We start from the raw sequence: 12288 nt of genomic DNA, 5'->3' as shown, positions 1-12288 counted from the left end.
ATTTCTTAATCTCTACTAAACACTCATCATTTATGCGAAGACTTCTAATTGTGCAGCTTCTGCTGTGCATGTTGAGTCTGCCCCTATTAGCCCAGGACCGGGCAATCAGCGGTAGAGTCACCTCCTCAGAAGACGGTTCAGCGTTACCAGGTGTAAACATCTCCGTAAAAGGTACCACGCGCGGTACCAGCTCAGATGCCAATGGTCAGTACCGTTTAAATGTGCCGGCCGGAGCCCGACTCGTATTCAGCTTTATTGGTTTTACGACCCAGGAAGTAGCCGTAGGCAATCAGTCAGTTGTTGATGTACGGCTGGTCAGTGATGCTTCCCAACTGGAGGAGGTCGTTGTAACGGCCCTGAACATTGGCCGCGATAAGCGGTCGCTGGGTTCATCGGTACAGGCTATTTCACAGGAAAAGCTGAATATTGCCCGTGACCCGAACGTAGCCAATGCCCTGGCTGGTAAAATTGCCGGAGTGCAGGTATTAGGTCAGTCAGGCGCTAAGTTTGGCTCTCCCAGCATCCGGATTCGCGGGGTCAATACCCTGTCTGGTGGCGACCCGCTGTACGTGGTGGATGGTACGCCGACCGACATCAACCAGGTTAACATGGACGATGTGGAGCAACTGACCGTGCTGAAAGGCCCGGCCGCTACCGCGCTGTACGGGAACCGGGCCGCCGGTGGTGTTATTGTCATTACCACTAAGCGGGCAAAAGCGGGTGACACCCGGCTCGATATCAACCACAGCACCACGCTGGATATGGTAGGTATGCTGCCAAAGTACCAGAACGAGTACGGTGGCGGTTATTCGCAGGATTGGGATACCTTCCAGTTCAACCCGGCCATTCACCCGGCCGCCTGGCAGGCATTTAACGGTCAGAAGATTCTGGACTACTCGGCCGACGAGAGCTGGGGGCCGCGCCTGGATGGCTCTCCGCACCGGTCAGCCGCTTCCTGGCAGCAGGGGCCGGAGTTCGGGCAGTTGACACCGTTCTCTCCGCAGCCGAACAACGTACGTGATTTCTTTGAGAAGCCGGTCAGCAATAACACCAACATCGCTTTCTCCCGCGGTACCGAAGATTTTCAGTCCCGGATTTCGTACACGCACATCATCAACAACGGTATCATTCCCAACAGCCGGCAGACCCGCGATTTCGTCAGTACCAAAAACTCACTGACCTTCGCCCGGAATCTGACTGCTAACCTGAATTTCAATTATACGTCTACGCGGGGCGTTAACGTACCGGCCGACGATTATGGCTCATCAGGTGGTTTATTGAATGGTTTTAACCAGACCGTCGGTTCATTCAACCAGTGGTTCCAGCGCCAGCTTCGGATTGAAGACCTGCGCAATTACAAGAACCCAGACGGTACCTTCCGGAGCTGGAACATTGGCGGTCCGCTGGATCCTAAACCAAAATACTGGGATAGCCCCTACACGCAGGTATACGAAAATACCAACGAACGTCGGGATAACCGCTTGTTTGGCGACCTGGGTCTGAACTACAAGTTTACCGACTTTCTGTCGCTGAACCTGGTGGCGCGTCGCGACCAGCGCCAGTATGCGCAGGAAGGCCGGATTGCTTACGGTACGCTGAATGAGGCCGGCCGGGGTGGTTTTGCCAACTTTGTACAGAACGCGGTTGAGAACAACTACGAAGCCATTGCGAGCTTTAACAAAACCTTCGACAAGATTTCGGTGGTTGCCAACGGTGGTGGTAATATCCGCTACAACCGGGTCAACAACTTTGGGCAGCAAACCGTTGGTGGTCTGACTACCCCCGGCTTCTTTAATATCGCAGCTTCCAAAGACCGGCCGAACGTTACCAACCAACTCTTCGAGCGCCGGGTAAACAGCTTGTTTGGTAATGTTAGCTTAGGTTACAACAACATTGCCTTCATCGAAGCGTCGATCCGGAACGACTGGTCGTCGACCCTGCCGAAAGCCAACAACTCGTACCTGTATCCGGCTATTTCGGGGAGTTTGATCTTCTCTGATCTGCTGCCGCAGAACAACGTACTGACCTACGGCAAAATCCGGGGTGGTTACGCCCAGGTGGGTACCGACGTAGGGCCGTACCAGACCGCTCTGACGTACCTTACCGGTAACCCGTACCAGAGCAGTCCTACGCAGTATCTGCCGACGCTGCTGCCGAACGAGAACCTGAAGCCGGGCTTGACTTCGTCGTACGAAGGAGGTATTGATCTGAAGTTCCTTAACAACCGGCTGGGTCTGGAATTTACGGCTTACCGGAATGACAACAAGAACCAGATCATTCCGCTGCCGGTGGCACCGACCAGTGGTTACAGCAATGCTTATATCAACGCGGGTCTGATCCGGACCACGGGTCTTGAACTGCACCTGTACGCCAACCCGGTCCGCTCTGCAGATGGGTTCAACTGGGACATTGACCTGAACGTCGACCGCAGCCGCTCAAAAGTGGTTGAACTGTCGCCGGGTCTGACTAACTACCAACTGGGTTCTACCTGGCGGGGTCTGACCATCAACGCCCGCGAAGGCGAAGACTGGGGTCTGTTTGTAGGCCGGAAGATCCGGCGCAACGACGCCGGTGTGCCCGTTCTGCTGAATGGCCAGTACCAGTATGACCTGAACCAGCCGCTGGGCTCCGTACTGCCCCAGTTTAAAGGTGGTTTGCTGAACACGCTTACCTACAAGAACCTGACCATGCGGGTGAACACCGACTTTATTGTAGGCGGTAAGTTCTTCTCCGTGACGCGGATGTTCAACGCCTACTCGGGTCTGGGTGCCGAAACCGTGGGTAACAACGAACTGGGCAAGCCGAAGCGCGATCCCGTAGCCAACGGGGGTGGCCTGCTGATCGATGGTGTCAACGCCGACGGTACACCAAATACCAACCGTGTTGAAACCCAGGATTTCTACGCGAACCTGTTTGCGCTGCACGAGTACTGGATGTACGACCAGACGTTTGTGAAGCTGCGCGAAGTGTATCTGGGCTATACGCTGCCCCGGCGCATTCTGGGTAACCGGGTGAAGTCGGCAACGGTAGCGTTTATTGCCCGTAACCCGCTGCTGATCTACAATGCCGTAGGCGGTGGTGTCGATATCTCAGAAGCCGAATCGTTCTGGACGGAAGGTGGTCAGTTGCCGCCGGTTCGCTCGTTTGGTATCAACCTGAGACTTGGTTTCTAATTCTTTTTCTCAAGATCACATGAAAAAATTAGTGCATAAATCACTGGTACTTGCCGGTTTGTTGATGGCCGCAACAGCCTGCAACGACTTTGGGGACATGAACGTGAGCCCCAATAACCCGGCCAACCCGAATACCGCCAGCCTGCTGACGGGAGCCATGCGGAACGTAGGTACTGCCGTTACCAATATCGTGCCGGCGCTGTATGTGCAACAGTTCGGTGATGTAACGTATATTGAGGAGTCGCGGTACCGGACGGTCAACTTTGATTACAACACCTGGTATGCCGGGCCACTGAACAACCTTCAGTACATCATCGATCTGAACACCAATCCGGAAACCAAAGTTGCGGCTGCCGCCAATGGTTCCAACAACAACCAGATCGCCATTGCCCGGATTCTGAAGGCATATTACTTCCAAAGCCTGACCGACCGCTGGGGCGATATTCCGTATTCGGAGGCTCTAAAAGGCAATAAGAACTTCACCCCGAAGTTTGACAAGCAGCAGGACATCTACAACGACCTGTTTAAGGAGTGGAAAGAAGCCGTAGCGCAGTTTGACGGCGGGGCAACGGTGCAGGGCGATATTCTGCTCGGTGGTAACGTAGCGCGCTGGAAGAAGTTTGCCAACTCGCTGCGGGCTATTGCTGCCCTGCGGTTGTCGAAAGTAGATCCGGCGAAAGGTAAGGCTGAGTTTGCGGCCGCGTTGGCCGACGGCGTGCTGACGTCTAATGCCGATAATGTGACGTACCGCTACCTGGCCGAAGCCAACAACGAGCACCCCCTGTATAACAACTACATCACGACTAATCGGAAAGATTATGCCGTGAGCAACACGTTTGTTGATTACCTGAAGAAAACCAGTGATCCGCGTCTGCCGGCCCTGGCCGAAAAGAATATCAACGGCGACTACGTAGGAGTTCCGTACGCGGTGTTTCCGGTAGCCTGGACGGCGCAAGGCGTCTCCCTGGCGGCATCGACCCTGCGTCAGCAAAACTCGCCGGTCAATGTGGTTACGTACGCGCAGATTCTGCTGGCCCGCGCCGAAGCCGCTAAGCTGGGCTGGACCGCGGAAGATCCGAAGAAACTCTACGAAGAGGCCATTAAGGCTTCGATGGAAATGTACGGGGTGTACACGGAAGCCGCTTATGCAGCTTACCTGGCTCAGCCGGATATTGCTTACAACGACGCTAAAGCGATCGAGCAGATTGCCATGCAGCGTTGGATTGTACTGTTCTACAATGGGAACGAAGCCTGGGCTGAATGGCGCCGGACGGGTTTCCCGGTGTTGACACCAGCCAAGAATCCGTTCAATAACCTGACGGATGTACCCCGGCGACTGGCATACCCGACTACAGAGTCTACGCTGAACCTGAACAACTACAACGAGGTAATTGCCCGGCAGGGAGCCGACGTGCTGTCGACCCGTGTGTGGTGGGATAAGCAGTAAATAGGCGTTAATGGTAGACCTGCGTCAGCCCGATCTTGTCGGGCTGACGCAGGTCTACGTTTTATATATAGGGTTGATAGCCACTCGATCTATGCGCCAAAAAAAAGTTATTGGTTTTTTGATAGGACTTTGCATTGTAGGCTATTTAGTTTACAAGTTTAAAGAATTAGAGGAGCAAGGAAAAAAAGACCGATCGTTCAAATTGTTCGTAGTTGAAGATGCTTCCAAACCCTATGAGTTTGCTGTAACAGGAAAAGGCTTGGTTAACTTCCAGATTCTGCTGCAAGGCTTCGTGGATGACTCAGCCACCGTTGACCTACATACTCGGCTGGCAAAATACAAGCAATTCAGGATAATGGGCCGCGTAGATTTGAACCACATAGGTGATTTTTACGAAGGCCGGGAGCCGCTTATTATTACCTACACGCCAATGAAAGCCAGAAAAGGGCAATTACGTATTCTAGCGAGGACGCAGTAGATGCGGTAATTGCCCGGCAGGGAGCCGATGTGCTGTCGACCCGTGTGTGGTGGGATAAGAAGTAGACGGAAATTAAAAGACAAAGAAAAAGCGGGTCAACAAAGTCGACCCGCTTTTTTATTACGCTTTATCCAACTATTTAGTCTTTTATGTCTGGCTCTCGTCTGATTGTCGATTACCAAAATAAAAATTTTTGTTTGAAATGTACAAATAATTGGACGTTAATTTTTTTTGCGGTCAAAAATGAACATGAGTTGCTACCAGGTAACCCGAACAGTGGCAATCAGGTTACGGCCCGGTGCGCTGATGCCCGAGGCAAAAACGCGGTAATTTCGGTCCAGCAGATTTTCCAGATTAACCTGAACCAGTAGCAGCCGGCTGAGCTGATAGCTGCTCCGCAGGTTAACCGTATACCAGCCCGGCATGCCCTGCGGAGTAGCGTATACGATGTTGTCTTCCCCAATCAGGTTATAATCGTTAAGTTGTTTGGCTCCATTGAAAAGCACGTTGGCTTCGGCTCGAAACTGCTTCTGCTGCCACCGCAACCCGGCCTGCCCAAACAGGGGCGGAATATGATCGAGCGGGTAATCGGTGGTATCGGTTTTGATGCGCCCGTAGGTATAACTGAGGTTGCCATAAGCTGAGAGCGCGCTGGTGAACTGTGCAGTCAGCCGTGTGCTGAACCCGTAGAGGTAGGCCTGCTGGGCATTGGTTTGCATCACTACCCGGCTGGCGCGGCCGTTGTACAGCACCGTCGCTTGTCCGTTCAGGGTGGCAGGCTGCGTGGTGATGGCTTGCGCGTAGCGAGTGTAAAAACCTTCGGCCTCCAGGGTAAACCGCTCTCCGAGACGTTTCTGAATGCCGGCGTCGGCATTGTAAGTCCGTTCGGGCTTCAGGCTGGGATTGGGTACGATGAGTGTGCCGACAACGGATTCAAAAACCTTCGCCAGATCATCGACATTGGGAACCCGATACCCCGACGCCAGCGATGCTGCCAGCCGCCAGTTACCCGGCAGGCGCGTTACCCAGCCCAGGCTGCCCGTGAGCGCAGCATTGCGCTGGGTGACCTCCCCGAACGGAAACGGAAAAAAGGTCTTGTCGGAAAAGCGGGCGTACAGACGGTTTAGCCCGTAGCGGGCTCCGTAACAGAACGACGAGCGAGTGCTGACAGCGACCGTGCCGGATACGTACGCCGACAGCGATTGCGTATCCGAACCGCCGTCCGGGTAACGGGTATCCAGCGGTGTCTGCATGCTGGTCAGGATATTTTCGCCGTAGGCCGTTGACTGCACGTTGTTGTAGGTAGCTTCCAGTCCGTACCGGAGATCGTGTGCGGGGCTAATCTTCTTTTGCAGGTCGGCGTTTAAAGTCCAGATACCCAGCCGCTCAATGCGGTGCTGAAGCGTGTTGTTGCCGAATCGCCGGTTGTGGCGGCTCTCTTCAATGGTCTGGTAGGCGGCAATTACCTGGAGGTTATCGGCCATACCCTGTTCCATTCTGCGCATGAAGGTATAGGCCGTGAGCAGTCGCTCCTGCGGGCCGTAGTACCACTGGGCGTGTCGTAACCGTCCCTGACCGTCAACCTCTGATAATCGATCGTAGCGCGGAATATCCGAGGTTGTCGAGTACTGCACGTTCAGCAGGTGACTGGTGCGCTCAGCAGGCTGAAAGAGAACTTTCTGCAACAGGTCGACCTGTTTATACCCGGAGGGTGTCTGTTTATTCGGATCGGGGTTCGATAGCAGCACATCGGTATTCGTTTCCCGGCCGGCGTAGAACGGGCGCAGTCCCAGGCTGCCGATGCGGGCCGGACGCCTATTCCCCTGCCGAAGGTCACCGAAGTCGGAGCCGGTAACGCTGGTCGCCAAAGCCCATCGGCCGGTGCTGAAGGCATTATCAGCATGGAGGGTTTTCTCAGCGGCTGCGGTACTGTAGCGGGCAAAGGCGTTCCCCTGTGCAACCATCCCGGCTATAGGGGTAAGGGTTTGCAGATAGATAACGCCCCCCAGCGCATCGCTGCCGTATTGCACGGAGCCGGGACCCAGGGCTACCTCGGCCTTTTCGAGTATGCTGTTATCGACCGTCAGGATATTTTGCAGGTGCCCGCCCCGGTACACCGCATTGTTCATCCGGATGCCGTCGACGACCAGCAGTACTTTATTGGCTTCAAACCCGCGCAGAATCGGGCTGCCACCGCCCAGCTGGCTTTTCTGCACCAGTACCTGGCCGCTCTGCTGCAATACCTCGGCAGTGGTCGGCTGGTTCAGAAACCGGATGTCACTGCGGTTGATTACCCGCACGGGCTGAGCTACCTGACTCTGCGGCTGAGCGATCCGGCTGGCCGAGACTACGACCTCATTAATCTGTACGGCATCTTCAGAAAGGAAAACCGTGTATGCCTGCCGGCGAATCTGATCCCAGTTCAGCCGTACCGGCCGGTACCCTACCCGGTGGATAGTGATGGCATGTAAAGAGTCGGAGAGCGTAACCTGACCGGCTTTGCTGGTGAAGTGAGTTTCTAGCTGGGTCCGCACTTCGGCGTTTTCGAGGGGATGCCGGGATTGCTGGTCCAGTACCGTCAGGCGCTGGCTCCGCCCCGACAGGGTAAAAAGCAGGAAAATAAAGGTAAACAGGTATTTCATCAACGGGTTAAACCAGGTTATTAAGAAATGAATGACACAGGGCTGCAACCGACAAAATACAAACTTTTCGGGGACGAAACAGTTATAATTTAACCAAAAGGCAGATCAACGTTATGAAAAGCGACGAAGAAAAAGACGATATCTACACCCAGAAAACCACGCAGCGCGACGTTGGCAAACACGATGAGTTTGAGAACGTGGCGAACGCAATGGGACCGGGTGACGAAACAGAAGACGTAGCTCAGGATGGTCGCAATGACCGTTTTCTGGGTGGTATGGATATGGACAGCCAGAACGGCGTAATTCGGATGGGTGACCGGGATAACAGCACGATGGAGGTGACCGAAGAAGGGCTGAAAAGTGTGACCGGCCAGAGTGAGCAGTCTAAGACCGCTACGGTTGACGTAACGACCCACGGTCCCGACGACTATGCCTCCGCCGAAGATACTCCGGCGCCTAAGGCGCAGGAGGCCGCTAAAGAGCAGGATGGGCGCACAACGGAGTGGGATGCCCGTGAAGGCGGGGCTACCCAGGAAGAAGCTGAGGATGAAATTTCCCAAACAGGGACTTCTACTACGCACCGCCCGACCTATTAAACCCGCAATGGGGTGTTAAATTAGGTTTGGTACGAATTTGGCACAGGTTTGATTATTACATGTGAAACCCGGGTTGACCGTTTACGGCAACTCCTTAAAATAACAACGTTATGAGCCTGACAAGCAAATCCCGTAAAGAGACGACGGAGTCTCACGCGGCCCGGCGGAGTCATAATACCATGGGTATGGCCCCCGGCATGATTCAGTTAAGTGATTTTGACATTCGCGATCAACAGACATCCAACCGGATTGATACGAATACACCGAATGTACCGGAGGATACTATGAACGCTAAAGCCGAAGCTGAAATATCGGACAGCGACACGGAGAATACACCCAGCCGGGCCGATATTGACGAGGCTCGCCGGGCGTCCTGGGGGCAGCCGACTATGGAGGAAGACGAAATGGTAACTGATGAAGATTCGCCGAGAGTGGCTTACCGGAATCAGGACCATGATATGGGTGCCAGCCGCGTAGACGATGCCGACTGGAATACCCGCACCGATCATGATGAAGATATGTCGAACACCCGGCCCCGTGGAATGGATCGGATGTAAGCCTATTTTCTTTGCAAACATAAAAGCGGACCCTACGGAGTCCGCTTTTATGTTTAACAGGCGTTGATAGCCAGGGCATACCTTGTTGCGTGTGGTAATCTGAGGTTTAGCGTATATCTTTCGGCCCGGATCTACCCTTCTTCAGTATGCTCAGGCTGGTACTCCTGTCCATGGGAAGCTTTGTTTTTTTGATAGGGTTCAACGACAGTACCATGCTTTATGGACTGGATGAGACCAAGAACGCCCAGTGCGCCCGCGAAATGCTCGCCCGCCACGACTGGATCGTACCCACCTTCAACGGTGAGCTTCGCACCGATAAACCTCCGCTTCATTATTACGTCATGATGCTGGCCTATCGGCTCTTCGGCGTAAACGGCTTTGCCGCGCGCCTGGGCTCCGGTCTGATGGGCGCACTGGTTATTCTGATGACGTTCCGGATGGCGGAGCGTAACCTGAGCCGGCAGGCGGCCACCTGGTCGGCGCTGGTGTTGCTGGCGTCGCTGCATTTTTCGGTGCAGTTCCGGATGTCGGTGCCTGATCCCTACCTGATTGCCTGCCTGACGCTGGCGTTCTGGAGCGGCTACGAGGCCCTGAAAACCGGGAAGGCCAAATGGGCTTTGGCCACCTGGATGGGTATGGGTTTGGGTGCATTGGCTAAAGGCCCGGTAGCCCTGCTCTTGCCGGTACTAACGGCGGTGGCGTATCTGACTGTTTCCCGACAGTGGTCATGGTCAAAAGTAGGTCGTCTGCGGCCATTTAGCGGAATTTTGCTATTTGCGCTGGTGACGCTTCCCTGGTACTGGGCGGTGCACCAGCAAACGGACGGTGCCTGGACGCAGGGGTTTTTTATGAAACATAACGTTGGCCGCTATGCCGCAGCGATGGAGGGGCATGGCGGGTTCTTCGGCTTGCCCGTGCTTTATGTACTGGTAGGGCTGCTGCCATTCTCGGCCTTTTTGCCGCAGGCCCTTCGGCGGGCAGTGCAACAGCGACGGGAAAATTCGTTTGGTTTGTTTTGCCTCACGGTAGCCGGGGTAATCGTCGGCTTCTTTATGTTCTCCGGGACCAAGCTGCCCAATTATACGGTACCGGCTTATCCGTTTCTGGCCGTACTGCTGGGCGATGAACTGGCCCGGCTGACCCAGGGCTGGCGTACCGCGCCGGCAACCCGGATCAGCTTTAACGTCGTGGCGGTAATCATGTTGCTGCTGCCGGCTGGTATTGCCCTGGCGCTGTATCTGGACCCACACCTCAGCCATGTTGCCTGGGCAGGCGGATTATTTATGCTATTGCCCATGGGCGTGTTGCTGATGCTGCATTTCCTCCGGAGACAGCACCTTCGGCCGGCTTTGCTGACGATTGCTGGCGCCTTTATGGTTTCTGCCTGGGTGTTGTATGGATTGGCTTATCCGGTAGTTGATCGTGAAAACCCGGTGCAGGTAACGCTGCCGTCACTGGCGGGGCGCCAGCCCGTGGTGGGGTATAAGCATTTTAACCCCGCGTTTGTGTTTTACCTGAACCGGTGTATCCCGCTGCTGGAAACCCCCGAGCAGTTGCACCGGCAGTTGCTGGCTCACCCGGAAACGAGGGTAATCAGCCGCACAGACCATCTGGTGGAACTCAGCAGCCTGCCCTACCTGTTAGTCGTTCATCAGCGTCGTGATCTGTTTGAACGGCCAACCACCGTAATTTTAGAGCGACGCGAGAGCATCTCCCAGCGCTAGTATGCATCCACACACTACCTCCTCTGAACGGTTTACCCCTGTCCCGGCTTTCTGGCAGCGTCCGCGTTTCTGGCAGTGGCTGTCCGTTGCCCTGGTGGTACCGGCCCTCTTTTTCAACCTTGGCTTTCTGCCGCTTGATACCGGCTCGGACGAACCGCGCCGGGCGCTAGTTGCCCTCGAAATGCTGCTCTCCGGCGATTACATTACCCCCACGCTGAACGGCGAACTGTACCTGAACAAGCCTCCGCTGTACAACTGGCTGATTGCCGCTTCGTTCAGGCTGTTTGGCAATTATTCGGCGTTTGCGCTGCGTTTTCCGATGGCGGTGTCGCTGCTGCTGTATGCCCTTACGGTCTTTGCCTTTGTACGCCGGTATGCCACGCAGCCCATTGCGTTTGCGGCCGCATTGATGCTGGTCACCAACGCCCGCGTGCTGCTCTACGATTCCATGCTGGGGCTGATCGACATTACGTTTTCCTGGGTCACCTACACGGCGTTTCTGCTGGTGTACCATTATGACCAGAAAAAGAAATACACCGCTCTGTTTGTCACGACCTACGCGCTCACTGCTATCGGTTTTCTGATGAAAGGGTTACCGTCGGGCGTTTTTCAGGGCCTGACGCTGCTGGCCTGGTTTGGCTATACCCGGCGCTGGAAACTGCTGTTCCATCCGGCTCATTTTCTGGGTATCGGCGTGTTTATGCTGATAGCAGGAGCCTATTACATAGCGTACTTTACCCGCAACAACATACCCGTTACCGAGGTGTTTGGCGTATTATTCTACGAAAGCAGCCGGCGAACGGTAGTGGAGTTTGGTATTGGGGAAACGCTGCTGCACCTGCTGACCTTTCCAATCGACATGCAGCATTATTACGCGCCCTGGATGCTGCTGATTGTGCTGCTGTTCCGGCCGGGTGTCCGGCGGCTGCTGACCGAGAACCGCTTTATCCTGTTCAATGCGCTGACGTTCTTTGTCAATTTCGTGGTTTACTGGTCCTCGCCCCAGGTGTATGCCCGCTACCTGATTATGTTGCTGCCCTTACTGTTTACGGTATTGGTGTATATCTATTACGAGCGGACATCGGCGGCAGCCTGGCAACGGCGGCTGGTGGAGGGCGTCTGGCTGGCGGCTTCGGTTGTGGTGACGGCAGGCACCTGGGTGGCGATGTTCTTTCCGGAGACGCAGGCTATTGCCGGCCTGTTCTGGAAAGTGCCTATTCTGTTTGTGGTGCTGGGCCTGATTGCCTACCAGTACCTTCGCCAGCCGGCGTTGCGGCTGACGCTGTTTATCGCCTTTATGCTGGTGGTGCGCATCGGCTTCAACTGGCTGGTGATTCCGCCCCGGCTGGCTCACCGGCAACTGTACAAAGATACCTCCGAACAGGCCGCCCGGCTGACGCTGGATGCCAATGGCCGCCCGCTGCCTCTGTTCGGCTATAAGCATACCATTGGAGACGATGGGGCTACGGATGTAAACAGTTTTCACATCGAAGCGGTACGGGGAGAGATTCTTGGCGTAACAGACCGCAAAATTCCGGGCGCGTATTACATCGCCGACTCGACCAGTCTTGTGGGGGAGCAGTATGAGGTGATAGGCGATATTCTGCTGTTTGACGGACACCAGGCCAAAATCGTTCGTTTTTCAAATTAGGGGCTTTGTACCCGATTTCT

The 12288-nt window shown here is 54.9% G+C and carries 8 protein-coding genes; 7 read left to right on the top strand and 1 reads right to left on the bottom strand.

The window, feature by feature from the left end; all coding sequences use genetic code 11:
- Window positions 1–32 precede the first annotated feature (32 nt).
- From ABD949_RS23775 to ABD949_RS23765, 3 genes are read left to right on the top strand one after another with little or no spacing between them, the layout of a single operon-like run.
- Window positions 33–3173, top strand: coding sequence for a SusC/RagA family TonB-linked outer membrane protein (locus ABD949_RS23775; protein ID WP_345247683.1), 3141 nt, complete (start codon window positions 33–35; stop codon window positions 3171–3173).
- A 19-nt stretch (window positions 3174–3192) separates the two neighbouring features.
- Window positions 3193–4620: a SusD/RagB family nutrient-binding outer membrane lipoprotein gene (locus ABD949_RS23770; protein WP_345247681.1), complete on the top strand. Its 1428-nt coding sequence runs from the start codon at window positions 3193–3195 to the stop codon at window positions 4618–4620.
- A gap of 10 nt (window positions 4621–4630) precedes the next feature.
- The gene (locus tag ABD949_RS23765; RefSeq protein WP_345247679.1) at window positions 4631–5098 is read left to right on the top strand and encodes a hypothetical protein; all 468 of its coding nucleotides are present in this window, start codon (window positions 4631–4633) and stop codon (window positions 5096–5098) included.
- A 257-nt stretch (window positions 5099–5355) separates the two neighbouring features.
- Here ABD949_RS23765 and ABD949_RS23760 read toward each other — a convergent pair whose 3' ends face one another.
- Window positions 5356–7740 (bottom strand): TonB-dependent receptor plug domain-containing protein, encoded by a 2385-nt coding sequence (locus tag ABD949_RS23760; protein WP_345247677.1) that lies wholly within the window; start codon window positions 7738–7740, stop codon window positions 5356–5358.
- A gap of 113 nt (window positions 7741–7853) precedes the next feature.
- On the opposite strand from ABD949_RS23760, the gene ABD949_RS23755 reads away from it, so the two are divergent.
- From ABD949_RS23755 to ABD949_RS23740, 4 genes are all read left to right on the top strand, one after another.
- A complete protein-coding gene (locus tag ABD949_RS23755; RefSeq protein WP_345247675.1) occupies window positions 7854–8336 on the top strand; it encodes a hypothetical protein in 483 nt (160 codons plus the stop codon).
- Between the two features lie 110 nt (window positions 8337–8446).
- Window positions 8447–8893 carry a hypothetical protein gene (locus tag ABD949_RS23750; RefSeq protein ID WP_345247673.1) on the top strand — a complete coding sequence of 149 codons (447 nt, stop codon included), beginning with the start codon at window positions 8447–8449 and terminating at the stop codon, window positions 8891–8893.
- Window positions 8894–9039: 146 nt separating this feature from the next.
- Entirely contained in the window at window positions 9040–10617 is a 1578-nt protein-coding gene (locus ABD949_RS23745; RefSeq protein ID WP_345247671.1) for an ArnT family glycosyltransferase, read from the top strand.
- A 1-nt stretch (window position 10618) separates the two neighbouring features.
- The gene (locus ABD949_RS23740) at window positions 10619–12268 is read left to right on the top strand and encodes an ArnT family glycosyltransferase (protein WP_345247669.1); all 1650 of its coding nucleotides are present in this window, start codon (window positions 10619–10621) and stop codon (window positions 12266–12268) included.
- The last annotated feature ends 20 nt before the right edge of the window (window positions 12269–12288 follow it).

Origin of the sequence: Nibrella saemangeumensis (assembly GCF_039541915.1) — a bacterium.
In the GTDB taxonomy this organism is placed as follows: Bacteria; Bacteroidota; Bacteroidia; order Cytophagales; family Spirosomataceae; genus Nibrella; species Nibrella saemangeumensis.
This window is presented reverse-complemented; position numbering and strand designations above follow the sequence as displayed.